Consider the following 26,297-nt stretch of genomic DNA (forward strand, 5'->3'; position numbering starts at 1 on the left):
CCGGGCTCCCTTTGCGTTGGCGTGATCAGGCGCGCAGCAGCTCGTTGATGGACGTCTTGGCCCGCGTGCCCGCATCCACCTTCTTGACGATGATGGCGGCGTAGAGGCTGTACTTGCCATCGGCCTTCGGCAGGCTGCCGCTGATCACCACCGAGCCGGCCGGGATGCGGCCGTAGCTCACGGTGTCGGTTTCGCGGTCGTAGATGGGCGTGCTCTGACCCAGGTAGACGCCCATCGAGATCACCGAGTTCTCCTCGACGATCACGCCTTCCACCACCTCGGAGCGCGCGCCGATGAAGCAGTTGTCTTCGATGATGGTGGGGTTGGCCTGCAGCGGCTCCAGCACGCCACCGATGCCCACGCCGCCGCTCAGGTGCACGTTCTTGCCGATCTGGGCGCAGGAGCCCACGGTGGCCCAGGTGTCGACCATCGCGCCCTCGTCCACATAGGCACCGATGTTCACATACGAAGGCATCAGCACCACATTCTTTGCCTGGTAGCTGCCGCGGCGTGCCACCGCGGGCGGCACCACGCGCACGCCGGTGGCGCGCAGCTGCTCTTCGCTCATGCCGCCGAACTTGGTGGGCACCTTGTCGAAGAAGGTCAGCGGGCCTTCGCCCATGATGTGGTTGTCGTTCAGCCGGAACGACAGCAGCACCGCCTTCTTGATCCACTGGTGCACCGTCCACTGGCCGACGGCCTGGCGCTCGGCCACGCGCAGGCGGCCGGCATCCAGTTCGGCGATCACATGCTCCACCGCCTCGCGCACCTCGGGGGCGTTGGTGGCATTGATATTGGCGCGGCCTTCCCAGGCGAGGTCGATGACGGCTTGCAGTTCTTGGCTCATGAGAAAACTCGTTCGAAGAAGGGGAGGAGAAGGGGATAGCGGCGGATTCAGGCCTGGTAGGCCCGGGCAAAGGTCCGGATGCGTTCGGCGGCTTCCATGCATTCGGCCAGTTCGGCCACCAGGGCCAGGCGGATGCGCCCGGCGCCCGGATTCTGGCCATGGGCCTCACGCGCCAGCAGGCTGCCCGGCAGCACCGCGACATTGTATTGAGCCAGCAACTCCAGGGAGAAGCGAACGTCGTCGCCCCCCGGCACGCCGGCCCAGAGGTAGAAGCTGGCGTCCGGCAGCGCCACGTCCAGCACCTCGGCCAGCAGCGGCGTGACCTGGGCGAACTTGGCGCGGTACTGCGCGCGGTTCTCGACCACATGGGCCTCGTCGCCCCAGGCGGCGATGCTGGCCGCCTGCACCATCGGGCTCATGGCGCTGCCATGGTAGGTGCGGTAGAGCAAGAAGCGCTTGATGAGCTGTGCATCGCCCGCCACAAAGCCCGCGCGCAGGCCCGGCACATTGGAGCGCTTGCTCAGGCTGGTGAAGGCGATCAGGTTCTTGTAATCGCTGCGCCCCAGCTTGGCCGCGGCCTCCAGGCCCGAGAGCGGGGCCTCGTCGCGGAAGTAGATCTCCGAATAGCACTCGTCCGAGGCGATCACGAAGCCGTACTTGTCGCTGAGCGCGAACAACTGCTCCCACTCGCTCAGCGGCATTACCGCGCCGGTCGGGTTGCCGGGCGAGCACACATACAGCAGCTGGGTCCTTGCCCAGGTGGCCGCATCTATCTGCGACCAATCGGCGGCGAAATTGCGCGCCGGGTCTGAATTCGCAAAGGCCGTCTGGGCGCCAGCCAGCAGGGCCGCGCCCTCGTAGATCTGATAGAAGGGATTGGGGCAGACCACGGTGGCGCCGGCACGCGTGGGGTCGACAACCGTCTGCGCGATGGCGAACAGCGCCTCGCGTGAGCCGTTCACCGGCAGCACCTGGGTGGCCGCGTCCAGGGCCAGGCCATAGCGGCGCTGCAGCCAGCCGACGATGGCTTCGCGCAGGGCCGGTGCGCCGGCGGTGGCCGGGTAGGCGGCGAGGCTCTTCAAGCTGGCCATCAAGGCGTCTTCGATCAGCTTGGGCGCCGCATGCTTGGGCTCGCCGATGCCCAGACTGATGGGCCGATAGGCCGGGTTGGGCGTCAGCCCCGCGGTGAGCGCGCGCAGGCGCTCGAAGGGGTAGGGGTGCAGCTTGTCCAGCAGCGGGTTATGTGGTGCGGGCGGTGCGATGGCGCTCATGTCGGATTCAGAGTTGACCCTGGCAATTCTCGGCCCCGCAGCGGCAGGCCAGGCGCCCTTCATGGTGGGTACTGCCGTAGGAGACGGTTATTTCTTCGCCAAGCGAGATATCGCGCAGCGCGAAGAAGCGCACCTCGCCGCCTTCCACCTGCAGCCTTGCATTCGGTGCGCAGCTGTGATTGGTGAAGCGCATCGGGTCGCTGCCGCGGCTGGCATCGATGGCGCGGCTGGCCGAGAGTTCCACCAGCATCAGCCGTTGCCGGCCCTGCGCACGCCGGCGAGCCTCGGCCACCGTGATGGCCTCGCCGGTCAGGTCACCCAGGCGCGCGCCGGCAGCGATTGGTTCGGCGGCGAACACGCCAAAGCCGTCGATGCGGCTGCGCCGCACCGTCACCTCGACCAGTTGATGCGCGGGGTGGGACGCAAGGGCCACGCGGCGAGCTATCAGCGCAGCAGGCCGGACTCGAAGCCGTGGGCCGGCAGGTCCACGCGCGGCTCGGGCTTCCAGCCCTTCTTGCGGTGCTCCACCACCACATTGGTGTAGATGCCGCCGCGCACATACCACTTGGCGGTGATGCGGATGAAGCGCGGGTTCGTCACCTTCACGATGTCTTCCAGAATGGTGTTGGTGACCTTCTCGTGGAAGGCGCCCTCGTCGCGGTAGCTCCAGAAATACATCTTCAGGCTCTTCAGCTCGACGCAGTGCCGGTCCGCGATCATGTCGATGGTGAAGTGTGCGAAGTCGGGCTGGCCGGTGAGCGGGCAATGGCAGGTGAACTCGGGCACCTGGAACTGGATCACATAGTCGCGCTCGGGGGCCGGGTTCGGGAAGACGTGCAGTTCCTTGCTGGGGCGCGAGGGCGGGTTGGGTGGCATCTCACGTTGTTTGGGCGCGGGAGCTGCAGGCTTGGCGGTTTTCTTCTGGGTGGCCATGGATGGTGCGGCCCGGGCGGCGGCCCTGGCGTTCTCTGTTTTGGGGAGGGCCCGATGGTATCATCCGGCCCCTAGATAGGCCCCGGGTAAGGGGCTTTTCTATAACCAAATCAAGGGCTTAGTACGCGTTTGTTGTCATGCGCCTGAACTCGATCAAGCTCTCCGGCTTCAAGTCCTTCGCCGAGCACACGAATTTCCAGCTGCCCGGGCAGCTGGTGGGCGTGGTGGGGCCCAATGGCTGCGGCAAGTCCAACATCATGGACGCCGTGCGCTGGGTGCTGGGCGAAAGCAAGGCCAGCGAGCTGCGCGGCGAGTCCATGCAGGACGTGATCTTCAATGGCTCCGGCAACCGCAAGCCGGCCAGCCGCGCCAGCGTGGAGCTGGTGTTCAGCAATGAGGACGCGCGTGCCGGCGGGCAGTGGAACCAGTTCACCGAGATCGCCGTGAAGCGCGTGCTGACGCGCGACGGCAGCTCCAGCTACTACATCAACAACCAGGTGGTGCGCCGCCGCGATGTGCAGGACGTGTTCCTGGGCACCGGCCTGGGGCCGCGCGCCTACGCCATCATCGGCCAGGGCACCATCAGCCGCATCATCGAGAGCAAGCCCGAAGAGCTGCGCATGTTCCTCGAGGAGGCCGCCGGCGTCTCCAAGTACAAGGAGCGCCGCCGCGAGACCGAGAACCGCCTCAAGGACACGCGCGAGAACCTCACCCGCGTGGACGACATCCTGCGTGAGTTGAACAACAACCTCGAGCGCCTGGAGAAGCAGGCGGTGGTGGCGGCCAGCTACCGCCAGTTGCAGGAGCAGGGCACGCTCAAGCTGCACCAGCTCTGGTTCCTCAAGCACCGCGATGCCACCGGCGAGCAGGCGCGCGTGAAGGGCGAGCAGCTCGAAGCGGTGAACGCGCTGGAGGCGCGCATGGCCGAGCTGCGCGCCGTCGAGGCCGAGCTGGAAACCGTGCGCCAGGCCCACTATGCGGCGGGCGATGAGCTGCATGCCAGCCAAGGCCGCATGGCCGAGGCGCAGCTGGAAGTGAGCCGGCTGGAAGAGCGCATCCGCTATGTGGTGGAGGGGCGCCAGCGCGTCGAGCAGCGCCTCTTGGAGCTGCAGGCGCAGAACCAGCAATGGGGCGAGCGCTCGGCCCAGGCGCGCGAGGAGCAGGAGCAGATCGGCGCGCAGATTGCCAGCGCCGAGGAGCAGAGCGAGATCCTCGCCGCCCAGGCCGAGGAGCAGGGCATCAACCTGCCCAATAGCGAGGATGCGGTGCGCGCGGCTCAAGCGAAGGCCAACGAGCAGCGTGCCCTCGTGACCCAGGTGCAGCAGCAGATCCAGGTGCTGGCGGCCGAGAGCCGCAATATCGACGAGCAGGCGCGCCAGCTGCGTACCCGGCGCGAGCGCCTGGCCAGCGAACGGCAGGGCCTCGCCCTGCCCGATCAGGAGCGCCTGGCCGAATTGAAGCGCCAGAGCGCGGCGGCCGACGAGGCCCGCGAACTGGCCGATGCGCGCCTGCACGAGCTCGGCGAGCAGCTGCCGGCGCTGGACGAGGCGCGCCGCACCGCACAGCAGGATGCCAATGCCCAGCTGGCGCGGCAATCGGACCTCTCCGCCAGGCTCGATGCCTTGCGCGCGCTGCAGGAAAAAGTGCAGACCGAGGGCAAGCTCAAACCCTGGCTGGCCAAGCATGGGCTGGAAGGCCTGGCCGGGCTTTGGACCCGGCTGCACATCCAGCAGGGCTGGGAAAACGCGCTGGAGGCGGCGCTGCGCGAGCGCATGGGTGCGCTCGAGGTGGGCCGGCTGGAGACGGTGCGCGCCTTTGCCAGCGATGCGCCGCCCGCCCGGCTGGCCTTCTACTCGCCGCCCGCGGCCGCGATCGCCAACACCCACGAGACCCTGCCGCGCCTTACCGAGCTCTTGCGCCTGGACGACCAGCCTGGGCTGAAGGCCTTGCTGAACGATTGGCTGGAAGGCGTCTACACCGCCGCCAGCATCGACGAGGCCCTGGCCGGCCGCGCCAGGCTCACGCATGGCGAGGTCATCATGACCCGCGAGGGCCATGCGGTGAGCCAGTTCGCGGTGAGCTTTTATGCGCCCGATTCCGAGGCCGCCGGCCTCCTGGCGCGCGCCCAGGAAATCGAAAACCTGGGCCGCGAGTTGCGCGCCCAGCAGCTCATCGCCGAGGACGCCAAGACGCAATTGGTGCGCGCCGAGGCCGGCCATACCGAGGCCTCGCAGCGCCTGGGCCAGCTGCGCCGTGACGCCACCGACACCCAGACCCGCGCGCACCAGCTGCACGTCGAACTGCTGCGCCTGACCCAGCAGAGCGAGGCCGCCAGCACGCGCCGCACACAGCTGGAAGAAGAGCTGTTCGAGATCGACGCCCAGTCCGAGGAGCTGCAGGAGCGCCGCATCACCGGCGAGGCGCGCTTCGAGGAACTCGATATGCAGCTGGCGACCTGCCAGGAAAAACATGCCGAGCTGGACGATGCGGTGATCCAGGCCGAGCGCCGCCTGGCCGAGGCGCGCGAGCAATTGCGCTCGCTGGAGCGCCGCGCCCAGGAGGCCACCTTCAGCGCCCGCACCCTGGCGGCGCGCCGCGGCGAGCTGCAGCGCTCCATCGAGACCGCCCAGCAGCAGATGGCGCTGAATGTGCAGTCCACCGAGACCCTGGGCAAGGAGCTTGAGACGCTCAACGACGCCGCCGCGCAGGCCGGCCTGCAGGACGCGCTGGCGCTCAAGGTCGAGCGCGAGCGCGAGCTGGCCGCCGTGCGCGCCGGCTACGACGATCTCAGCCTGCGCCTGCGCAAGGCCGAGGAGCAGCGCCTCGTCTTCGAACGCAGCCTGGACCCGCTGCGCGAGCGCATCACCAAGCTGCAGCTCGACGAGCAGGCCGCCTCGCTGGGCGGCGCCCAGTACATGGAGCAGTTGCTCGCCGCCGCCGTGGACCTGGAGGCGCTGGCCAGGACGGTGGAGGAGGGCCAGGTCAAGCTCTACGGTCTACAGGGCGAGATCGACCGCATCAACCGCGAGATCGCGGCCCTGGGGGCGGTGAACCTGGCGGCGCTGGACGAGCTCAGCGCGGCGCGTGAACGCAAGACCTTCCTGGACTCTCAGTACACCGACCTCAGCACCGCGATGAAGACGCTGGAGGATGCGATCCACAAGATCGACCTCGAGACGCGCGAGCTGCTTTCGGGCACCTTCAACCAGGTGAACGAGCACTTCGGCCGCATGTTCCCCACGCTCTTTGGCGGCGGCAATGCCAAGCTGGTGATCACCGGCGACGAGATCCTCGATTCCGGCGTGCAGGTGATGGCCCAGCCGCCCGGCAAGAAGAACAGCACCATCCACCTGCTCTCGGGCGGCGAGAAGGCGCTCACCGCGATCGCCCTGGTGTTCGCGATCTTCATGCTCAACCCCGCGCCCTTCTGCCTCCTGGACGAGGTGGATGCGCCGCTGGACGACGCCAACACCGAGCGTTACGCGAAACTGGTTTCCGAGATGAGCAGCAAGGGCACGCAGTTCCTCTTCATCTCGCACAACAAGATTGCAATGGAAATGGCAGAACAACTGATTGGCGTGACCATGCAGGAGCAGGGCGTGTCGCGCATCGTGGCCGTCGACATGGAAGCGGCCTTGGGCATGGCGGAGGCACTATGACAGCCCCCAAGCTCACTTCGTTCGCTACCCCCCAAGGGGGCTCAGCCCTCCCTTGGGGCGGCCCGGCGGGAGGTCTGGCATGACCCTTACCGCCATGCTCGCCATCCTCGGCGGCCTGATCCTCATCATCGTCATCGCCCACGGCGCCTGGAGCGCGCGCAAGGCCGGCCCGCGCCGTGCCGATCCGCCGATCGAGCCGCAGCTGGGGGACAGGCAAGACCCGACCCTCGGCGAAGCCAGGGCGGCGGTTGGCGAACCCTTCCAGGCCGATGGCGGCGCAGCGCTGCCGACGCGTCAGCTGCCGCGCAAGCCCTCGGCCCGTATCGACGCGCTGATCGACGCCATCGCCACCGTCACCCTGGAAGCACCGGTGAGCGGCGAGCTGGCGATCTCGCACCTGCCGGGCAGCCGCCGCGCCGGCACCAAGCCCTTTCATATCGAGGGGCTGAATGCCGAATCGGGCGAGTGGGAACTGCCCATGGCCGGCCAGCGCTATAGCGAGTTCCAGGCCGGCGTGCAGATGGCCAACCGCAGCGGCGCGATGAACGAGATCGAGTACTCGGAGTTCGTGCAGAAGGTGCAGGGCTTTGCCGACGGCCTCTCGGCCTTTGTGCAGTTCCCCGACATGCTGGATGTGGTGGCGCGTGCGCGCGAGCTCGACCAGTTCGCCAGCGAGCACGATGCCCAGCTGGCCGTGGTGCTGCGCGCGCGCAGCGCCGCCTGGACCCTGGGCTATGTGCAGCAGATGGCGCTTCGCCATGGCTTCGTGCCCGGCGCCATCCCGGGCCGCCTGGTGCTGGCCGCCGACGAGGAGGGCGCGCCGCCCATCCTGAGCCTGCAGTTCGATGCCCAGGCGGCGCTGGCCGAGGACCCGCAGGCCTCGGCGCTGCGCGAGCTGACGCTGGCGCTGGACGTGCCGCAGACCCCCGAGGCCCTGGAGCCCTTCGCCGCCTGGCAGGAAGCCGCGCGGGCGCTCTCGCGCGACATCGAGGCCGATGTCTGCGACGACCGCGCCCAGATCCTGAATCTGCATGCCTTCGCCGCCATCGGCCAGGAACTCGCCACGCTCTACAAGGCGCTGGCCTCGCGCGATCTGGCGGCCGGCAGCCTGGCCGCGCGGCGGCTCTTCAGCTGACTACACTGCAAGCTCTGTTCGGAAACGGAGCACGCTTGAGCACCGGCCTGCTGCTGATTGCCCTCTTGATCGCCGCCAGCGCCTTCTTCTCGATGGCGGAGCTGTCGGTGGCGGCCTCGCGCCGGCTCAAGCTACGCCAGCTGGCCGACGAGGGCGATGGCCGCGCCGAGCGCGTGCTGGAGGTGCAGGAGCAGCCCGGGCATTACTTCACCGTGGTGCAGATCGGTGTGAACACCGTGGCGATACTCGGCGGCATCGTCGGCGAAGGCGCGTTCACGCCGCATTTCTCCGCCGCCCTGGGCCTGCTGCTCGCGCCCGAGCGGGCGCAAAGCCTGGGCTTCGCACTGTCTTTTGCGGCCATCACCGCGCTCTTCATCGTGCTGGCCGACCTGGTGCCCAAGCGCTTGTCGATGAATGAACCCGAGCGCGTGGCGCTGATCCTGATCGGGCCGATGCTGGGCCTGTGCACCCTGCTCAAGCCCCTGTCCTGGGCCTTCAGCAAGATCAGCGAGGCCTTGATACGGCTGATGGGCCTGCCGGCCACGCGCGACAACAGCATCACCCATGCCGACATACTGGCCCTCACCGAAGCCGGCAATCTGGCCGGCGTGGTGGCCGACGCCGAGCAGCAGATCATCGCCAATGTGTTCGAGCTCGACACGCGCACGGTGGAAAGCGTGATGACCACGCGCGAGCGCATCGTGTTCTTCGGCCTTGACGACGACGACGCGCTGGTGCGCAACCGCATCGCCGAGGAGCCGCATTCGACCTATCTGGTCTGCGCGGGCGAGATCGACCAGGTGGTGGGTTATGTGGATGCCACCGATCTGTTCCAGCGCGTGCTGCGCGCGGAGCTGCTGCAGCTGCGCGGTAGCGAGGGCCTGATCAAGAAGGTGCTGATCGTGCCCGACCGCATCACCCTCTCCGAGGTGCTCTTGCAGTTTCGCGAGAAGCACGAAGACTTCGCCGTGGTGGTGAACGAATACAGCCTGGTGGTGGGCGTGATCACCCTCAACGACGTGATGAGCACGGTGATGGGCAGCCTGGTGGCCAGCTACGACGAGGAGCAGCAGATCGTGCGCCGCGACGACGGCAGCTTCCTGGCCGACGGCATCACCCCCATTCCCGATGTGCAGCGCGCGCTGGAGCTGGAGGCCTGGCCCCAAGCCGGCCAGTACGACACCCTGGCCGGCTTCCTGATGGTGATGCTGCGCCGCATCCCCAGGCGCACCGACCAGGTGGTCTGGGAGGGCTGGCGCTTCGAGGTGATGGACGTGGACAGCCACCGCGTGGACCAGGTGATGATCACGCGCCTGCCGCCCGCGGCCTAAGCCACCATCTAGCTGCGCTGCGGGCTTGCGTCGCTGAGCACGCGATTGCGGCCGCTCTGCTTGGCGCGGTAGAGCGCGGCATCGGCGCGTGCCAGCAGGCCGGCCGCCGTCTCACCCTCGCGCAGCTGAGCCACGCCGAAACTGGCACTGCAGTGGCCCCGCTGCGGCAGCGGCAAGCCTGCCACATGGCGCCGCACCTGCTCGGCCACGGCGCTGGCGCCCGGCTCGGAGGTGCTGGCGCAGATGATCAGAAACTCCTCGCCGCCCCAGCGGCCGGCGACATCGCTGTCGCGCAGGCGTGTGCGCAGCAGCGCGGCCACGCTGACCAGCACCTGGTCTCCCAGCTGGTGGCCGTACCGGTCGTTGATGTGCTTGAAATGGTCCAGGTCCAGCAGGATCACACTCAGCTCGGTGCCGTAGCGTTGCGCGCGGCGCAGCTCGCGCTCCAGCACCATGTCCAGATAGCGGCGGTTGTACAAGCCGGTCAATGCGTCGGTGATGGCCAGGCGCTCCAGTTCGCGGTTCTTGGCCTGCAGCTCATGCTGGGCCTGGCTCAAGCTGCTCATGGCGTCTGCGTTCGCCAGGGCGATGGCGCTATAGGCCGAGAGGCTGCGAAAGATCGCCAGCTCGCGCTCGCCATAGGCGTTCGCCCTGGGGGACTGGATGCTCAGCACGCCGAGCAGGCGCCCGGCCAGTTGCAGGGGGGCAAACATCAGGCTGCGGCAGGCCACCGTGCCCGGCAGCACCTGATCGGGCTCGGGCTCGACGTGCAACACCATCTCGCAACGCTCGCGCGCACAGCGCGCCGTCTGGCGCTTCGGGTCGGCCAGGGATACCGCGGGAGCCTGCACCGGCTGGCCGCCCTCCAGGCACAGCACCGGCAGCAAGCGCTCGCCGGACTCGTCGACGCGGTAGCAGAGGAAGGAATAAGCATCCAGCATGGCCTTGACATGACGCTCCAGCAGCGCGGCGATCTGCGTCACGTCCAGCCTTGCCGTCAGCTCGCGGCCGATGGCGCTGAGGTGCTGCAAGGTCTGGTTGCCCTGCTGCAGCAAGTCTGCTCGCTCGGCCTCGGCCCGCGCGAGCAGGCGCAGCCTTTCGGCCTGGGCACGTAGGCGCTCGGTGTCCTGTGCCACCTGCAGCGACACGGCCCGGTTGATGGCACTGCGCCCATGCGCCTGTTGGCGCACCGCGTTGGCCTCCATGGCCAGTTGGTAGGCCTCTTGGTAGCGCTGCGCCGCGGCATGGCCGGCGGCCAGGGCTTCGAGCAGATCGGGCGGCGCCAGATAGCCTTCGATGCTGCCCGCAATGGCCTGCGCTGCACGCAGCAGGCGCAGGCCTTGCTCGGCGCTGCCACCGGGACGGGCCTGTTCCAGCTCGGCCAGCACGCGGTAGGCGCTGATCTGGTCCTCGCGCAAATCATGTGCCTGCGCGCTCTGCAATGCGGCCTGTGCGAGCGCCTGGGCCTGCTCGAAGCGGCCCAGCCTCAGCAAGGCCTTGGCGCGGCCGTATTGCACCCTGATCAGCGGGCGCAGCACGCCGAGGCGCCTGAAGCCATGCTCGGCACGGGCCAGCATGTCGGCGGCCGAGCACAGCGCGCCGGTTTCCATCGCCAGCAGCCCCATATAGTGCAGCGCGATCACCTGGTTGCGTGAGCCGGGCAGGGCGTCGGCCAAGGCCTGCCGCAGCATCTCGGCGGCCGCTTCATGCCGCCCCAGCACACGCAGCACATTCGCGGTTTGCTGCAGGCATGTGGCAATCACCGGGCGCCAGGCGGCACGCCGCGCCAGGTCCAGGCCGCGCTCCATCCACTCCAGCGCACCATCGGCGTCGTTCAGGTCCATCAGCTTGTCGCCAGCGGCCAGCGCCGCGGTGATGGCCATGCGCAGCTGGCCACTCTGCTGGGCCAGCTGGTAGCTGCTCAGATTGGCCAGAATGGCCTGGCCACCAAGCGGTTGCAGATAGGCCTGCACCCAGCTGCGCCATGCCATCAGGCTGGGGTGATGCAAGCCGGCCGCTTCGCGATCAAAGGCCTGCAGATGCTGGCGTGCCGCTTCCGGATCGGCGCTGGCCAGATACCAGCTGCGGCGCAAGTCGGCGATGCCGTGCCGCAAGGCGTCGCCGGCCTGGGCGTAGGCCTGGATCGCCGCCTGCAACTCCTGGTCGCGACGCTTGACGTCGCCATGGTCGATCGCGAGGGTGAGGGACAACCAATGCGTGTCGCCCACCCCCACGGCGTCCCCCAGCCTCCTGAAGCTGCGCAGCGCCGTGTCAAACTCGTGTCGGGCCGCCGCATAGTCGCCTGCCAAACCCTGCACTTCGCCACGCACCAGGGCAAGTCGGGCCGTCCACGCTGCGCGCAGTTTGGGAGGTACGGCCTGTCTCGGCATGGCAGCAATGGCGGACCTTGCGGCCTCGGCAAGCGCCAAGGCGCGCGTGCTGTCGCGTTGGCGCAGCTGCCAGGCCAGTTCCACCCAGGCCTGCGGGTCCTCGCTCGCCTGTGCCAGGCCCGCCACGCGCCGTTCTAGCGCCGCGAGTTCGTCATCGCTGTCAAAAAGCCGCACCGTCTTGTCCTTATGGCGCCGGCCAGCCGGCCGCTCGCGATCCCAATCAGCAGCCGTTTCCGGGGTGAGGAACGGTCCGGCCTTGGGGCAGATTTTGATGCCTGGCCGACGCTTGCGCCAGCCCTGTTGGCGCGATGCCTCAGTCGCGAGCTGCGCCACAATCGTGGCCATGAGCCAGCCCCTTCCGACTCTCCCGACCCTCTCGACCCTCCCAATTGGCAGCACCGACGCTGCCGCCGCGCGTGCGCGCAGCCTGCGTGAGCAACTCCATCACCACGCCCATCTCTACTACGTGCTCGATGCCCCGCAACTGCCGGACGCCGAGTACGACAAGCTGTTCCAGGAGCTGCAGGCCCTGGAGGCCGCGCATCCCGAACTGCTCACGCCCGACTCGCCCACCCAGCGCGTGCTCGGCAGGCTGCTGGACGGCTTTGCGCCGGTGCGCCATGCCGTGCCGATGCTGAGCATACGCACCGAGACCGACACCTCGCCCAGCGGCGCCCAGGCCTTTGACGAGCGCGTGCGCCGCCAACTCGAGCTGGGTGAGGACGCGCCGCCGGTGGAATATGCCGCCGAGCTCAAGTTCGATGGCCTGGCCATCAATCTGCGTTACGAACAGGGCGTGCTGGTGCAGGCCGCCACGCGCGGCGATGGCGAGACCGGCGAGGACGTGACGCAGAACATCCGCACCGTCGGGCAAATCCCCCTGCGGCTCAAGGGCGTGGACGCGCCGGTGCTCGAGGTGCGCGGCGAGGTCTATATGCGGCGCGACGATTTCGAGGCGCTGAACGAGCGCCAGCGCGAGGCCGGTGACAAGACCTTTGTGAACCCGCGCAACGCCGCCGCCGGTGCGGTGCGCCAGCTCGACCCCTCGATCGCCGCCAAGCGCCCGCTGAGCTTTTACGCCTATGGCCTGGGCGAGGTGCAGGGCTGGGATGTGCCGGCCACGCACAGTGCGCTGCTGGACGCGCTGCAGGCCATGGGCATGCCGGTGTGCGAGCACCGCGTCGTCACCCAGGGGGCGGCCGGCCTGATCGCCTTTCACCAGGCCATGGGCGCGCGGCGCGACGCGCTGCCCTTCGACATCGACGGAATCGTCTACAAGGTCAACAGCCGCACCCTGCAGCAGCGCCTGGGCTTTGTGACGCGCGAGCCGCGCTGGGCGGTGGCGCACAAATACCCGGCGCAGGAACAGCTCACGCGCCTCCTGGCGATCGACATCCAGGTCGGCCGCACCGGCAAGCTCACGCCGGTGGCAAGACTTGACCCCGTGTTCGTCGGCGGCACTACGGTCAGCAACGCCACCCTGCACAACCTCTTCGAGCTGCGCCGCAAGGGCGTGCGTCTGGGCGACCAGGTGATCGTGCGGCGCGCCGGCGATGTGATTCCCGAGGTGGTCGGGGTGCTGAAGGCCGAACGCGCCACCTACGTGCCCAATTTCCGCATGCCGCGTGCCTGCCCGGTGTGCGGCAGCGCCACCGTGCGTGAGAAGGGTGGCATGGACTACCGCTGCAGCGGCGGCATCTTCTGCCCGGCCCAGCGCAAGCAGGCGCTGCTGCACTTTGCCGGCCGCCGCGCCATGGACATCGAGGGCCTGGGCGACAAGCTGGTCGAGCAACTGGTGGACGCCGGCATCGTCGACAGCCTGCCCGGCCTCTACAAGCTGGCTGAACCGGAAGGAAGGGCCAAGCTGGCGGCGCTGGAGCGCATGGCCGAGAAGAGCGCGCAGAACATCGTCGCTGCCTTGGAGAAGAGCAAGAGCACCACGCTGGCGCGCTTTCTGTTCGGGCTGGGGATACGCCAGATCGGTGAAACCACCGCCAAGGACCTGGCGCGACATTTCGGCGCGCTCGACGCGCTGATGGACGCCAGCGTCGAGCAGCTGCTGCAGGTGCGCGACGTCGGCCCCATCGTGGCGCAAAGCATTCACACCTTCTTCGCCCAGCCGCACAACCGCGATGTGGTCGAGCAGCTGCGCGCCGCCGGCGTGCACTGGCCCGAGGGCGAGGGCGCTGCCGCCGATCAAGGCCCCAAGCCGCTGCTGGGCAAGACCCTGGTGCTCACCGGCACCCTGCCCACGCTCTCGCGCGACGCCGCCAAGGAGTTGATCGAGGCCGCGGGCGGCAAGGTCAGCGGCTCGGTCTCGAAGAAGACCCACTACGTGGTGGCAGGCGAAGAGGCCGGCTCCAAGCTCGACAAGGCGCGCGAGCTGGGGGTGGCGGTGCTGGACGAGGCGGGCCTGCAGGCGCTTTTGCGGCAGACCGAGTCCTGAGCACCCTAGACTCGCCGCACCAACGGCCTGGGAGGGCATGCGGGGACGCTGCGAAGAATCATCAAGGCGATTCGGGGTCTGGCGCTGGCCAATGCCTACCGCACGCTGGCCAACGGCGGGGTCTACAGCGCGGTGGCCACCAGCGGCTGGCGGTCAAGGTGCGCCGGGCAGGCTCGCTGCCAGCGCCTCGAAGCGCGCGTCGCCGTGCAGTGCGTCGAAGGCCGGGGTCAGGCGCAGGAAGGGCCATGAACTCGAGCGCTCGCGGCCAGCGACGGCGAGTTCGTCGAGCGCCGCAGCAAGGCGCCCCGCGGCCGCCGCGCTGCGCGCCAATGTCCAGGGGGAGACGCGCTGCTGCGCCGCGATGCATCGGAGCGCGTCATCGTAGGCGGCGGCCCGCGCCGTGGCGCCTTGTGCCGCCGCGACCAGTGCTGCGTATTCCAGCCAGGTCGCATCGGCGTCGTTCTCGGGTCCGCAGGCCGCCAGGGCCCTGGCCGCTGCGTCGGCCTGGCCGGCCAGCGCGAGTGCCCAGGCCAGGCGCAGCCGGCTCGGGCGGTGTGACGGGGCGAGTTCGAGGGCGCGTTGCAGCGCCACGGCCGCGTCGCCGTAACGGCGCTGCAGGATCATGTGGTCGCCAAAGTTCATGTTCACCCCGACGTCCAGCGGGTCGACGAGCAAGGCCTGCTCGATCCAGGCTCGCGCCTCGTCGAACTGGTGGCGCACCAGGGCCACGCTGGCGAGTTGCACCATGGCCAAGCCGTAGCTCGGCAGCAGGTGCAAGGCTTGCTGCAGGTCACGCGCGGCGCCTTCGAAGTCAAGCGCGAAGAAGAAGCGCATCGCTCCACGCGTCGACAGGCCGATGCCGAGTTGCGGGTCCAGTGCCAGGGCGTGCTCGAGATGCGCCTCGCAGGGCGCGAGCAGCTCGGCAGCGGGCGCGGCGCCATAGTGCATCAGTAACATCTCGCACTCGGCGCGCGAGGCCCATGCCGGGGCGTAGTCGGGCGCGCCCTGGGTCACGGCAGCGAAGGCCTGGATCGCCTCGCGCAGCGCCGGCACGGTGCGTCGGCTCAGCAGATGGCGCCCGCGCAGATAGTCGCGCACTCCGGCCGAGGCCAGCGCCGGCGCGGCGGGCGTCGGGACTTCGGCCGCGCCGAGCTGGGCGCGAATCGCCATGGCAACGCGCTCGGCAATCTCGTTCTGCATTGCCAGCAGGTCCTCGAGCCCGCGTGAGTAGTCGGCGGCCCAGATGTGAGCGTCGGTGCGCGCGTCGATGAGCTGGGCGATGACCTGCACCCTGTCGCCCGCCTGCAGCACCGACCCTTCGACGACCCAGTCCGCGCCGGTGCGGGCGGCAATGTCGCCTATGCTGGCCGTGGTGCTGGCGAACTGCATGGCCGTCGTGCGCGACAGGATGCGCATGCCGCGCAGCCCGCACAGCCGCAGGATCAGCAGTTCGGTGAGGCCCTCAGCGACAAAGCCCTCGCGCTGGGCCGCAAGGTGTCGAAACGGCAGCACGAGCAGCGTCTCGACGGCGGAGGCTGAAGGCATCGCGGTGTCGGATGGCGCCCTGACCATGGGCTGTGGTTGGGCGCAGAGCCGGTAGCCGCGACGCGGGATCGTCTCCAGCAGGCTGGGCGCCTTGGGGTTGTCGCCGAGCGAGCGCCGGAGCTGTCCGATGCAGCGCGTGAGCACGTCGTTGCTCACATAGCCGCGCGGCCAAACGGCTTGCTCGATCTGCTTGCGCGTGCGTACCTGCGGCGCGTGCCGCGCGAGTTCGATCAGGACGGCCATGGCCTTGGGTTCGACGCGCAGCTTGCCCTTGCTGCTGCCGATGCGTCCCTCGAGCGGAAAGACTTCCCGCCCGGCGATTACAAATCCCGACTCGAACTCCACAGGCTCCCTCGCTCAGGTTCACCCCGTCCCTCGGGTGCATCTTAATCGGCCAAAACCTCGGTCAAACCTCGGCGATCCCTCGGTCGCAAGGGCTGCCGCTGCGGCAGCATGGCATTGCTTTCCGCCTGCCGGAGAGCCGCGTGACAGCAGCTCATCAACCTGGAGGTCCGTCATGACACGCAGCTTCCTGGGCGCCCGCGTGGCGCCGCTCTTCGCCTTGGCGCTGTTGCATCTGCCTGCACAGGCCATCAACCTGGTCGAGTTCACCTTCGGCAGCGGTGTCGGCACGACGACGGCGCAGACGGTCGCGACGCATCTCGCGGCGACGCCGGTGGCAGGCCGCAAGGCCGACGGCAGCGTCGCGCCGCACAGCTTCGTCGACCTGGGTGGCGGCAACATGGCGATGCAGCTCCTGAAGAGCGAAGGCGGCTACATGTTCGACTTCACGCTGAGCGCGGACCCGGGCTTCACGTTCCAGGTCACCGACGCCCACTTCGGGTTCATCGCGCGCAACACGGCCGGCAGCAACCGCAATATTGCCGTGTGGCCGAATGCCGATGCAGGCGTCAACTGGTTCGACAGCGCCGGTGGCGACATCACCGTCACCGACCTGGGGCCGGGCGGCTTTGGTTGGAAGGAGGCCAACTGGAGTGCCTTCGTGACGCGCGACGACCTGCAGACCTTGCGCGTCCAGCTCTCACTGAAGGGCAACAGTCCGGCGAGCCTGGCGATCTTCGACCGCGTACTGCTCGAAGGCAATGTGGTCGCCGTTCCCGAGCCGGCGTCGGCGCTGCTGTTCGCCGCCGGGGCGCTGTGGGTACTGCGCCGCCGACGCAGCACGCTGCCATGAACCGTATCCCTGGCCTTGCGCCATTTGGCAGGCCCATGAAGTTCATGCGGCCACCTCGACGATCACTCAGCTAGTTATTCTCCATGCCTGTGCCTGCACGACCTTGCTCTTGTGCCTTGTGCGGCGGACTTTGCCAGTTCGGGGGCGAACGCCTGCGCGCTGGCAGCCGTAGCAACCCCACCGCCAGCGCCGTGCCCAAGAGCACGATGGCGCAGCCCGCCGCCATGTGCAGGGTGAAGGCCTCGGCCAGGAAGAGATAGCCCCACAGCACCGCAAACACCGGGATCAGAAAGGTCACCGCGATGGTGTTGGTGGGCCCCACCCGCTGCATCAGGCGGAAATAGAGGATGTAGGCGATGCCCGAGCACAGCACCGCCAAGAGCGCCACGCTGGTCCAGGCCTGGGCGCTGGGCCACTGGGCCGGCCATTGCCAGGCGGCCAGCGGTGCCAGCATCAGGGCCGCCGTGAGCTGGCTGCCGGTGGCCACCGTGAGCGGGGCGACCTTGACGAGATAACGCTTGGTGTAGTTGGCCGCGATGCCGTAGCCCAGCGTCGCCAGCAGGCAGGCCAGGATGGCCCAGCCGCTGCCGCCGGGCTTGAAGCTGGCCTTGTCCCAGGCCAGGAAGGCGACGCCGGCAAAGCCCAGCGCCAGGCCGCTCAAGCGGCTGGCATTCAGGCCCTGGGAGAGCCAGATCCAGGCCACCAGCGCGCCCCACAGCGGCGTGGTGGCGTTGAGGATGCTGGACAGCCCCGCGCTGATGGAAAGCGCCGCGTATGCGTAGAGCGCGAAGGGGATGGCGCTGTTGAGCAGGCCCACCACCAGCAGCGGGCGCCACTCGCGCCGCAGCTCGCTCAGGCCCTGGCGCGCCGCCAGTATCGGCAGCAGGAACAGGCTGGCGCCGGCCACGCGCAGCGCCGCCATCGCCAGCGGGCCGAACTCATGCGCGCCCAGGCGCATGAAGAGAAAAGAGGCGCCCCAGATGGCGGCCAGCAGGGCCAGCTCGCCCAGGTCTATCGATTTCATGGCTTCTTCGCTTTCTTCTTGGCCGCATCGGCCAGCGCGGCGCGGCGCCAGAGCTGCAGCACCGCATAGCTGCGGTAGGGCGCAAAGGCCGCGGCCGCTTGCTGTACATCGCGCGGCTTGAGCGGCGCGTCCGGTGGGCTGAGCTGCTTGCGCAGCACCACATCGGCCTCGGGAAACATATCGGGCCAGCTCCAGCCGCGCATCAGCATGTATTGCGCCGTCCAGGGGCCCAGGCCGGGCAGGGCCTGCAGCTCGGCCAGGGCCTCGGCCCGCGTGCCCAGGCCGGCGGCAAAGCGCAGCTCGGGCCAGGCGCGCGCCAGCGCGATCAGGGCCTCGGCGCGGCGCCGGATGATGCCTAAAGCGGCGATCTCGTCCACGCCCGCCAGGGCGATGCGCGCCGGGCTCGGGAACAGCCGGTGCACGCTGGCACTGGCCTGACCCTCGGGCAGGGGCTCGCCGAAGCGCTCGACAAAGCGGCTGGCCAGGGTGCGCGCCGCCGCCACCGTGACCTGCTGGCCCAGCACCGCGCGTACCGCCAGCTCGTAGCGGTCGACGCAGCCGGGCAGTCGCATGCCGGGCTCCGCCTGCGCGAGCGCGCCCAGGCAGGCATCGATGCTGGCGGGCTCGGCATCCAGATCCAGCCAGCGGCGCAGGCTGGGCATCAGGCTGGCCACCGCCGGCCAGACGGTCGAGCAGGGCAGCAGCCAGACGCGCGGCCGCAAGGCATCGAACTGCAGCTCGACCCGCCCCGCCAGCCATTGCCCGCCATGGCGCACGCGCAGGCTGCGCACGATGCGGCGCTCGGCCAGGCTCACTTCCTCGATGCCGGGTATGGCGCGCGCCGCCAGGAATTGCAGCAGCGCATCGACCGCATAGGGCGGGCGGTAATTCAGCGCCAGCCTGGGCTCGCCGCAGGCGCTCAGATTGGGGCTCTGGCCGCGCCGCAGCGCCGAGGGCTGGAGCCGGTACTGCTCGGCAAAGGCGGCGTTGAAGCGCCGCAGGCTGCCGAAGCCGGCGCTATGCGCCACCTCGGCGATCGGCATGAAGGTCTCGCTGAGCAGCTGCTTGGCCAGCAGCAGGCGGCGCGTCCGCAGGTATTGCAGCGGCGTGACGCCATGCTCGGCCAGGAAGATGCGGCGCAGATGGCGGCTGGTGATGCCCAGATGCGCGGCCAGCACCTCCATCGAGCCCTCGCCATGCTCGGCCTCCTCGGCGCGGTCCAGCCAGGCGGCGGCCTGCAGGGCCAGGGTGCGCGAGGCATCCATCACCGACCAGGCGAGCCGGCCCGGACGCGGCGCCAGCTCGGGCCGGCATTTCAGGCAGGGCCTGAAGCGCGCGGCCTCGGCGAGCGCGGCGCTGCCGAAGAAGCGGCAGTTCTCGGCCTTGGGCGTGCGCACCCGGCAGATCGGTCGGCAGTAGACGCCGGTGGAGGTGACGCCCACAAACCAGCGTCCGTCGAAGCGCGCATCGCGCGCCAGCAGGGCGGGGTAGCATTGTTCGGCGCTGAGCTCTGGGCTGGGTTCGGAGCTGATTTCGGAGCTTGCGGGCATGCAGCCATGATAGGGGCGCACCCGGCGCGGCACTGGCCGGATCCGGACATATCCCTGCGCCGCTACTTCAGGTAGCGCTGCTGCAACCTGGCCACGGTGCCATCGGCGACGAGTTGCTGGTAGGCCTGCAGCCAGCGTTCGGCTTCGGCGTCGGGCAGGCGCAGCGAGCTGCCCATATAGAGGTCGGCCTCGCCCAGGCTGGTATGGGTCTTGAATTCGTCGCGCGCGTAGCCGTACTGCTCGATGGCGGCCTGCAGCATCGGCGCACCGGCATAGACGGCCGTCAGCATGTCGCTGCGCAGCATGCGCAGCAGGTCTCTGTAGTCCTTGGCCTCGGTGATGCTGGTGAACTTTTCGGCCTGCAGGTTCTTGATGATGGGCGAGCCGCGCAGCACACCGATGCGGGCCGGTCGCAGCTGATCTAGGCTCAGGTTGGGCTCGCCAGCCCGGCCAATGAAGCTGTAGCGCACATGGGCCAACAGGATCAGCCAGCGGAATTTGGCTTCGCGGTCGGGTGTGCGCGCGAGCGGAAAGATGCCGAAGATCTCGCCCTCCTCGGCCATGCGCACCGCGCGCGCCCAGGGGTAGAACTCCACCACGTCGTTGCGCCCCAGGCGCTGCGACATCTGCTGCGCCAATTCGTAGGCATAGCCCTCGGGCCCCTGGCTGCCCTGCCAGACGAAGGGCGGCAGATCGCCCGCGATCCAGCGCAGGGTGTTGGGCGGGCCGGCCACGGCGGCAGCAGCGAGCAGCAGGCCAGACAACAGAGCAAGCAGCTGACGGCGCAAGTTCATGGGCATGGTTGCGTAAAAAGCCTGTGCCGGCCGTTGACTCCCTGGACCCTGCCGACTCTAGCACCGCGCCTGATTCATGTCGTTCCATGGACGCGCCGTCCTACATGGATTTGAACAGGTGCACATAGGCGCGGCTCACCGGCAGCTCGCGGGGCAGGCCGCGAAAGCGCACAAAAAACCGGCTCAGCTCATCGCGCCGCTTGTGCAGCTTGAAAAATAGCGGCTGCGGGCATAGGCCAGGTCTTGCATGAGGGCGTCGAGGGTGGGCATGGCGTGCAGTGTCGTGGTCGAGTCTGGCCAAGCGTAGAGGGATGCTCCCAGGGCAGGGGCCGCTGGCCGACGCTCGGCAAGTTACATGGCCGCCACAGCACGCGTGCCTACAATCCGCCCAAATCCAATTCGCCGAGCAAGGCAAGACAGGACATTCATGCAAGTCAATGCATCCATCTTCAAGGCCTATGACATCCGCGGCGTGGTCGGCACGACGCTGAACGAAGAACTGGCCGAGCACCTGGGCCGCGCCTTCGGCACCGAGGCCCGCAAGCTCGGCGAGAAGGCGGTGGCGGTGGGCCGCGACGGCCGCATCTCCGGCCCCGCCCTGGTCGCCGCGCTGATCCGTGGCCTGCGTGCTACCGGCCTGGACGTGGTGGACATCGGCGCCGTCACCACGCCCATGCTTTACTACGTGGCGGCCACGCGCGGCCAGCATGGCTGCAACTCCGGCATCATGGTCACGGGCAGCCACAACCCCAAGGACTACAACGGCTTCAAGATGGTGCTCAAGGGCGCGGCCGTCTACGGCGAGCAGATCCAGGGCCTGCGCCGGCGCATCGAGGCCGAGGACTATGCCAAGGGCAGGGGACGCGTGGCGCAGATGGACGTGGGCGCCGAGTACGCGCACCGCATCGTCAGCGACTGCAAGCTGGCCCGCCCGATGAAGATCGTGGTCGACAGCGGCAACGGCATTCCCGGCGCCAGCGCCCCGGCGATCCTGCGCGCGCTTGGTTGCGAGGTGATCGACATCTATTCCAGGGTCGATGGCGACTTCCCCAACCACCATCCCGATCCCTCGCGCCCCGAGAACCTGGAAGACCTCAAGCGCATCGTGCATGCCTGCGACGCCGAGCTGGGCCTGGCCTTCGACGGCGACGGCGATCGTTTGGGCATCGTCACCAAGGACGGCCAGATGATCATGCCGGACCGTCAGATCATGCTGCTGGCCGCCGACGTGCTGGCGCGCCAGCCCGGCGCCGAGATCATCTTCGACGTCAAGTGCAGCCAGCGCCTGGGCCCCTGGATACGCGCGCATGGCGGCCGCCCGCTGATGTGGATGACCGGCCATTCGCTCGCCAAGGCCAAGCTCAAGGAAACCGGCGCGCCGCTGGCCGGCGAGCTCTCCGGCCATATCTTCTTCGCCGAACGCTGGTACGGTTTTGACGACGCCATGTACACGGCCGGCCGCATGCTGGAAATCCTTTCGCGTTCGGCCGACCCAAGCGCGATGCTGAACGACCTGCCCAACAGCTTCAACACGCCCGAGATCAACGTGCCCTGCGCCGAGGGCGAGCACCATGAGGTGGTGGCCAGGCTCAAAGAGGTGGCCGAGTTCCCGGGCGCCCGGGAGATCGTCACCATCGACGGCCTGCGTGTCGAGTACGAGGACGGCTTCGGCTTGGTGCGGCCCTCCAACACCACGCCGGTGCTGGTGCTGCGCTTCGAGGGCCACACGCCCGCGGCGCTGGAGCGCATCCAGCACGACGTGCTGGCGCAGCTCAAGCGCGTCAAGCCCGACGCCACCTTCGCGGCCGGCCATTGACAGGCAAGGAAAGCCTCGCCGAACGCCTGGCCCGCTGGGTCTACGGTGCGCTGCTGCGTCTGCTCACGCCCTACTACCTGCTGCGGCTGTGGCGGCGCGGCGCGGTCGAGCCGCTCTACCGCGCGCATTGGCGTGAGCGCCTGGCCCTGGGCGGGCCGGTGGCCGCAGCCGGTGCGGTCTGGCTGCATGCGGTCTCGCTGGGCGAGACGCGCGCCGCCGCCGCCCTCATCGACGCGCTGCGCGCCCAGCACCCCGGCATGAGGCTGCTGCTCACCCATGGCACGGCCACCGGCCGCGAGGCCGGCCAGGCCCTGCTGCGCGCCGGCGATACACAAGTCTGGCTGCCCTACGACACGCCCGGCGCGGTGCGTCGCTTCATGCGGCGCCAGCGCCCGGCCATCGGCCTTTTGATGGAAACCGAGATCTGGCCCAATTTGCTGCACGCCGCGCGTGTGGCGGGCGTGCCCATGGTCTCGGCGAATGCGCGGCTCTCGGCCAAGAGCGCGCGCCAGGGCGACCGTTTTCGGCTGCTGCTGGCGCCGGCGGTGCGCGGCCTGGCCCTGGCCCTGGCGCAGACCGAGGCCGATGCCCAGCGCCTGCGCGCGGGCGGTGTGCCGCGCGTCGAAGTGATGGGCAATCTGAAGTACGACCTGCAGCCCGACGCCGCGCTGCTGGCGCGTGGCCGCGCCTGGCGCGCCGCGCTGGGTGCGCGCCAGGTGCTGCTGCTGGCGGTCTCGCGCGAGGGCGAGGAGGCGATGCTGCTGCAGGCCTGGGCGCGGCTGCCGGCCGCCGGCCGGCCCCTGTTGCTGATCGTGCCGCGCCATCCGCAGCGCTTCGACGAGGTGGCGGCGCTCATGCTCGCGCAAGGCCTGAGCCTGGCACGCCGCAGTGAGTGGCAAGACCTGCCCCCCGAAGCGGCACTCAATGCCGACGCCTGGCTGGGCGACAGCATGCGCGAGATGGCGCTCTATTACGGCCTGGCCGATGTCGCTCTGCTGGGCGGCAGCTTCGCGCCGCTGGGCGGCCAGAACCTGATCGAGGCCGCCGCCTGCGCCTGCCCGCTGGTGATGGGGCCGCATACCTTCAATTTCGCCGAGGCGGCGGAGCTGGCGCTGGCGGCCGGTGCGGCCCAGCGGGTCGGCGATATGCAGCAAGGCCTGGACGCCGCGCTGGCCCTGCTGGCCGACCCTGGCGCATTGGCGCAGGCCGGCCAGCGGGCCGAGCGCTTTGCGGCCGCGCACCGCGGCGCGGCCAAGCGCATGGCCGAGGCGGTGGGCGGCTTGTTGCGCTGATGCTCAAGGTGGCGCCGGCCACGCCGAGACGCTGCGCTCCAGCGCCGGCATGCGCACCTTGGCCAGATTGCCTTGGTGCAGCAGCGTCTGCTCATCCACCAGCCCGTTCAAATGCAGCACATGGGCGGTGACGGCATAGAGCTCGTCGGCGCTCAGGCTGCGCGGTGCGTGGTAGGGCATGGCGCGGCGCACATAGTCGAACAGCGTGGTGGCATAGGGCCAGCGCGCCCCCACCGATTGCACCAGCAGCGGGTACTTCAGGATGCGCAGCGGACGCAAGGGATCGCTCCAGGCGATAAAACCGTCGCTGCCGGCCAGGCGGGCCGCCGGGCCCTCGATGCCGCGCGCGCCATGGCAGGCCGCGCATTGCCGGGCATAGACGAGGGCACCCGCGCGCGCATTGCCCTGGCCGGGCGGCAGGCCACGGCCGTCGGGGAACACGGTGATGGCATAGGGCTCCAGTTGCGCGGCCGTCAGGGGCTCGCCCAGGCCGATGTCGGCGGGCTGTGCCAGGGCCGGGCCGGCGAGCAAGGCAAAAAGAAACCATAGCGACTCAGGCATAGACATTGCTGACCCTCCCGTCGCGCGCCACCTGCCAGGCCTGGATGGCGTTGTAGTGGTTGAAGGAATGCGCGGCATAGCGGCGCTTCCAGTCGGCGCGTGTCGGTTGGCTGCGACCCTGTTCGTCGCTGGCGCGGCTCATCAGCAGCGCGGGCTTGCCGCTCCATTGCCAGGGTATGGAAAAGCGCGTCAGGGCGCGGTCCAGCACGGGGGGCTGCAGCTCGGCGCGCGCCCAGCTGCGCCCGCCATCGGCGGACACCTCGACCTGGGCGATGCGCCCATGGCCCGACCAGGCCAGCCCCGAGATCTCGTAAAAGCCCTTGGGATCGGCCAGCTGCTGGCCGCCGCTGGGATGGGTGATCACGGATTTCACGTCCATGGCAAAGGCAAAGCGCTCGATACGCCCATCCGCCAGCACCTGGGTGTAGAGGCCCGATTCGTCCTTGCTGTAGGCGGGCTGATCGCTGAGCTCCAGGCGCTGCAGCCACTTGACGTTCACATTGCCCTCCCAGCCCGGCATGATGAGGCGCATGGGATAGCCCTGCGAGGGGCGCAGGCGCTCGCCGTTCTGGTAGAGCGCCAGCAGGCCGTGCTGGAGCACGGCGTCCAGCGGCAGGCTGCGGCTGTGCGCGCCGGCATCGGCGCCCTCGGCCACCAGCCATTTGGCGCTTGGCTTGATGCCGGCCTCCCTGAGCAGCAGGGCCAGCGGGATGCCCGTCCACTCGGTGCCGGAGAGTTCGCCAAACAACTCGGTGGCCGACTCGTCCTTGGCGAAGGGCGACAGGGCGTTGGCGGCGGTATTGCCCGCGCATTCGAGAAAGCGGATCTGGCTGCGCATCGGGTAGCGCGCCAGGCGCTGCAGGTCAAAGCGCAGCGGGCGATCCACCAGGCCGTGGATCATCAGCGCATGGCGCTGCGGGTCGATCTCGGGCAGTCCGTTGTGATGCACGGCAAAGTGCAGGCCGCTGGGGGTGATGATGCCGCGCTGCTGCGCCAGCGGCGTGCGCCACACGCTGAAACCCGCCAGGCGCGATTCGCTGCGCTGTACCGCGGCCTCGTGGGCGGAGGGCTGGCCATAGGCCAGGTCGGGGCCGCCGGGCGCCACGACGCTCGCGGCGGCGGATTTTCCGGGCGCCAGCGCCACGCTCAGGCCCAGGCCGCTGGCCAGGAACGAGCGGCGTTCCAGCAGGCCGCCGCCGGCGCTGGCTGGCGGCAGAAATCTATGGTCACTTCTTTTTTCTATCAATGCCACGAGGATCCCGATGGGTAGGCGCGGCGCAAATTGGCCGCAGCGCGACTGTGGGGCCCGCTGCGGGCTGGTGCATTAACCTGGGTTCATGACCGGGGGCCTACTTCGCGCAACTTGCGATACAGCGTGCTGCGCCCAATGCCCAGCTGGCGCGCCGCCAGCGAGAGATTGCCGGCGGCGGCCAGCACGGCGGCCTGGATGGTCTGGGCCTCGGCCTCGCGCAGGCTGTGGCTGACGGGCGCCGCGGCCTGGCTTGGCATGGCTTCCCGCGCCGGGGTCGGGTCTTGCGCGAACTCCTGCTGCGCCACGGCGCGCTGCTGAGCCAGGCCGGACTGCGGCAGGCAGAGTTTCAGGAACATCTCTTCTTCGCCGCGCTGCGGCAGCCGCAGGCGCAGGTATTCCTCGCCGCAGCGCCGGCCGGCCTCGGCCAGCGCGCCCAGGCCGCAGCCCAGCAGCGAGCCGACGGTCTCGCGCCGCAGCGCCGCGGGCGTGAGCGCCAGCAAGTCCATCGCGGGCCTGTTCGCGCCGAGGATGCGGCCGTCCTCGTCGAGCGCCAGCACCGCCTCGCGCAGCGTGCCCAGGGCTTGCGGCTGGGCGTGGAAATGCAGGCGCATGCTGTGGCGGAAGCGGTCGACAAACCACTGCGCCTCTATCATGCGCGCCGACATGCCGGCCAGGGCGAGCGTGTGCGGATGGTAGGAGCGGCGGTCGCCAGAGACGTCGATCACGCCCAGCAGGCCGCCTCGGTGGTCGAAGATGGGCGCCGCCGAGCAGGTCAGGAACTGCATCGCCTTGAGGTAATGCTCCTGGCCATGCACCAGGGTGGGGGCCTCGGTCATCAGCGCCGTGCCGACCGCGTTGGTGCCCTTGTCGGCCTCGGCCCAGAGCGCGCCGGGCGCCAGCGCCACCTGCTGGGCGCGGCCCAGAAAGCCCGGGTCGCCCAGGGCATGCAGGATGGTGCCGCTGGCGTCGGTCAACAGCACCATGCTTTGCGCATGCATGAGCTGCTCGTACAGCATGTCCATCACCGGCAGGGCCTGGGCACATAGGCGGGCATTGCGCGCCTGCAGCTCGCGCAGCGGCTCGGGGGCCAGGCGGCCGAGGTCGGGGCTGCCGGTGCTGACCAGGCCGAAGGCGCGGCAGCGCTCGTGCGAGTTGGCAATCGCCTGGGCGTGCAGGCTCGGGCTCAGGCCGGCGAAGTTCGCCAGCTGTCCCGCAGCGGACGGTGGAGCATAGGGTGCAACCAAGAGGCCTCCCGC

General features: G+C 69.2%; 19 protein-coding genes. 7 read left to right on the forward strand and 12 right to left on the reverse strand.

All coding sequences use genetic code 11. The annotated features are described in order from the left end of the window. Positions 1-25: 25 nt before the first annotated feature. Genes dapD through queF form a run of 4 tightly spaced genes read right to left on the reverse strand, consistent with a single transcriptional unit; the run spans position 26 to position 2,994 of the window. On the reverse strand, positions 26-847 hold the full coding sequence (dapD, locus tag WG898_RS23105; RefSeq protein ID WP_339605135.1) for a 2,3,4,5-tetrahydropyridine-2,6-dicarboxylate N-succinyltransferase: 822 nt from the start codon (positions 845-847) through the stop codon (positions 26-28). Between the two features lie 47 nt (positions 848-894). After that, a complete protein-coding gene (dapC, locus tag WG898_RS23110; RefSeq protein ID WP_339605136.1) occupies positions 895-2,118 on the reverse strand; it encodes a succinyldiaminopimelate transaminase in 1,224 nt (407 codons plus the stop codon). A gap of 7 nt (positions 2,119-2,125) precedes the next feature. Continuing rightward, a complete protein-coding gene (locus WG898_RS23115) occupies positions 2,126-2,551 on the reverse strand; it encodes an SET domain-containing protein (protein ID WP_339605137.1) in 426 nt (141 codons plus the stop codon). 11 nt (positions 2,552-2,562) lie between these two features. After that, on the reverse strand, positions 2,563-2,994 hold the full coding sequence (queF, locus tag WG898_RS23120) for a preQ(1) synthase (protein ID WP_339605138.1): 432 nt from the start codon (positions 2,992-2,994) through the stop codon (positions 2,563-2,565). A gap of 194 nt (positions 2,995-3,188) precedes the next feature. On the opposite strand from queF, the gene smc reads away from it, so the two are divergent. The 3 genes from smc (at position 3,189) to paeA (ending at position 9,176) form a co-directional block, all read left to right on the forward strand. Further along, positions 3,189-6,710, forward strand: a complete 3,522-nt coding sequence (gene smc / locus WG898_RS23125) for a chromosome segregation protein SMC (RefSeq protein ID WP_339605139.1) — start codon at positions 3,189-3,191, stop codon at positions 6,708-6,710. Positions 6,711-6,789: 79 nt separating this feature from the next. Then, a complete protein-coding gene (locus WG898_RS23130) occupies positions 6,790-7,845 on the forward strand; it encodes a cell division protein FtsZ (RefSeq protein WP_339605140.1) in 1,056 nt (351 codons plus the stop codon). 35 nt (positions 7,846-7,880) lie between these two features. Continuing rightward, the gene (gene paeA / locus WG898_RS23135) at positions 7,881-9,176 is read left to right on the forward strand and encodes a polyamine export protein PaeA (protein ID WP_339605141.1); all 1,296 of its coding nucleotides are present in this window, start codon (positions 7,881-7,883) and stop codon (positions 9,174-9,176) included. Between the two features lie 8 nt (positions 9,177-9,184). Here the strand turns inward: paeA and WG898_RS23140 are convergent, their stop codons facing one another. Continuing rightward, a complete protein-coding gene (locus tag WG898_RS23140) occupies positions 9,185-11,740 on the reverse strand; it encodes a diguanylate cyclase (RefSeq protein WP_339605142.1) in 2,556 nt (851 codons plus the stop codon). A 169-nt stretch (positions 11,741-11,909) separates the two neighbouring features. On the opposite strand from WG898_RS23140, the gene ligA reads away from it, so the two are divergent. Beyond that, a complete protein-coding gene (gene ligA / locus WG898_RS23145) occupies positions 11,910-14,012 on the forward strand; it encodes an NAD-dependent DNA ligase LigA (protein ID WP_339605143.1) in 2,103 nt (700 codons plus the stop codon). Between the two features lie 153 nt (positions 14,013-14,165). Here ligA and WG898_RS23150 read toward each other — a convergent pair whose 3' ends face one another. Beyond that, on the reverse strand, positions 14,166-15,902 hold the full coding sequence (locus WG898_RS23150) for a winged helix-turn-helix domain-containing protein (protein ID WP_339605144.1): 1,737 nt from the start codon (positions 15,900-15,902) through the stop codon (positions 14,166-14,168). Positions 15,903-16,074: 172 nt separating this feature from the next. Here WG898_RS23150 and WG898_RS23155 point away from each other — a divergent pair, with 172 nt between their 5' ends. Beyond that, on the forward strand, positions 16,075-16,752 hold the full coding sequence (locus tag WG898_RS23155) for a PEP-CTERM sorting domain-containing protein (RefSeq protein WP_339605145.1): 678 nt from the start codon (positions 16,075-16,077) through the stop codon (positions 16,750-16,752). Positions 16,753-16,822: 70 nt separating this feature from the next. On the opposite strand, the gene WG898_RS23160 is transcribed toward WG898_RS23155, so the two are convergent. The 3 genes from WG898_RS23160 to WG898_RS23170 form a co-directional block, all read right to left on the reverse strand. Next, complete coding sequence (locus WG898_RS23160) at positions 16,823-17,776, reverse strand: DMT family transporter (RefSeq protein ID WP_339605146.1); 954 nt, start codon at positions 17,774-17,776, stop codon at positions 16,823-16,825. Then, positions 17,773-19,326 carry a DNA-3-methyladenine glycosylase 2 family protein gene (locus tag WG898_RS23165; protein ID WP_339605147.1) on the reverse strand — a complete coding sequence of 518 codons (1,554 nt, stop codon included), beginning with the start codon at positions 19,324-19,326 and terminating at the stop codon, positions 17,773-17,775. Before WG898_RS23165 ends, WG898_RS23160 begins: the two co-directional genes overlap by 4 nt. A gap of 62 nt (positions 19,327-19,388) precedes the next feature. Next, positions 19,389-20,120, reverse strand: coding sequence for a substrate-binding periplasmic protein (locus tag WG898_RS23170; RefSeq protein ID WP_339605148.1), 732 nt, complete (start codon positions 20,118-20,120; stop codon positions 19,389-19,391). 427 nt (positions 20,121-20,547) lie between these two features. Between WG898_RS23170 and WG898_RS23175 the strand changes: the two genes are divergently transcribed. Both WG898_RS23175 and WG898_RS23180 read left to right on the forward strand, forming a co-directional pair. Next, positions 20,548-21,936: a phosphomannomutase/phosphoglucomutase gene (locus tag WG898_RS23175; RefSeq protein ID WP_339605149.1), complete on the forward strand. Its 1,389-nt coding sequence runs from the start codon at positions 20,548-20,550 to the stop codon at positions 21,934-21,936. Further along, positions 21,933-23,228 (forward strand): 3-deoxy-D-manno-octulosonic acid transferase, encoded by a 1,296-nt coding sequence (locus tag WG898_RS23180; protein WP_339605150.1) that lies wholly within the window; start codon positions 21,933-21,935, stop codon positions 23,226-23,228. The genes WG898_RS23175 and WG898_RS23180 overlap by 4 nt, the downstream gene beginning before the upstream one ends. A gap of 3 nt (positions 23,229-23,231) precedes the next feature. Here WG898_RS23180 and WG898_RS23185 read toward each other — a convergent pair whose 3' ends face one another. The 3 genes from WG898_RS23185 to WG898_RS23195 all read right to left on the reverse strand — a co-directional run bounded on the left by WG898_RS23185 (position 23,232) and on the right by WG898_RS23195 (position 26,285). Beyond that, positions 23,232-23,795 carry a c-type cytochrome gene (locus tag WG898_RS23185; RefSeq protein ID WP_339605151.1) on the reverse strand — a complete coding sequence of 188 codons (564 nt, stop codon included), beginning with the start codon at positions 23,793-23,795 and terminating at the stop codon, positions 23,232-23,234. Further along, on the reverse strand, positions 23,782-25,041 hold the full coding sequence (gene soxC / locus WG898_RS23190; RefSeq protein ID WP_339605152.1) for a sulfite dehydrogenase: 1,260 nt from the start codon (positions 25,039-25,041) through the stop codon (positions 23,782-23,784). Before soxC ends, WG898_RS23185 begins: the two co-directional genes overlap by 14 nt. 83 nt (positions 25,042-25,124) lie before the next feature. Further along, positions 25,125-26,285, reverse strand: a complete 1,161-nt coding sequence (locus tag WG898_RS23195) for a sigma-54-dependent Fis family transcriptional regulator (RefSeq protein ID WP_339605153.1) — start codon at positions 26,283-26,285, stop codon at positions 25,125-25,127. Positions 26,286-26,297: the final 12 nt, after the last annotated feature.

Source organism: Paucibacter soli, from assembly GCF_037482845.1.
GTDB lineage: Bacteria > Pseudomonadota > Gammaproteobacteria > Burkholderiales > Burkholderiaceae_C > Paucibacter_B > Paucibacter_B soli.

Bases quoted from the DNA above. Each gene is read 5' to 3' on its own strand.
- WG898_RS23155 (WP_339605145.1), top strand. From the start codon at position 16,075: ATGACACGCAGCTTCCTGGGCGCCCGCGTGGCGCCGCTCTTCGCCTTG.
- WG898_RS23165 (WP_339605147.1), bottom strand. From the start codon at position 19,326: ATGCCCGCAAGCTCCGAAATCAGCTCCGAACCCAGCCCAGAGCTCAGC.
- WG898_RS23130 (WP_339605140.1), top strand. From the start codon at position 6,790: ATGACCCTTACCGCCATGCTCGCCATCCTCGGCGGCCTGATCCTCATC.
- WG898_RS23160 (WP_339605146.1), bottom strand. From the start codon at position 17,776: ATGAAATCGATAGACCTGGGCGAGCTGGCCCTGCTGGCCGCCATCTGG.
- WG898_RS23175 (WP_339605149.1), top strand. From the start codon at position 20,548: ATGCAAGTCAATGCATCCATCTTCAAGGCCTATGACATCCGCGGCGTG.
- smc (WP_339605139.1), top strand. From the start codon at position 3,189: ATGCGCCTGAACTCGATCAAGCTCTCCGGCTTCAAGTCCTTCGCCGAG.
- ligA (WP_339605143.1), top strand. From the start codon at position 11,910: ATGAGCCAGCCCCTTCCGACTCTCCCGACCCTCTCGACCCTCCCAATT.
- dapD (WP_339605135.1), bottom strand. From the start codon at position 847: ATGAGCCAAGAACTGCAAGCCGTCATCGACCTCGCCTGGGAAGGCCGC.
- WG898_RS23185 (WP_339605151.1), bottom strand. From the start codon at position 23,795: ATGTCTATGCCTGAGTCGCTATGGTTTCTTTTTGCCTTGCTCGCCGGC.
- WG898_RS23170 (WP_339605148.1), bottom strand. From the start codon at position 20,120: ATGAACTTGCGCCGTCAGCTGCTTGCTCTGTTGTCTGGCCTGCTGCTC.
- queF (WP_339605138.1), bottom strand. From the start codon at position 2,994: ATGCCACCCAACCCGCCCTCGCGCCCCAGCAAGGAACTGCACGTCTTC.
- dapC (WP_339605136.1), bottom strand. From the start codon at position 2,118: ATGAGCGCCATCGCACCGCCCGCACCACATAACCCGCTGCTGGACAAG.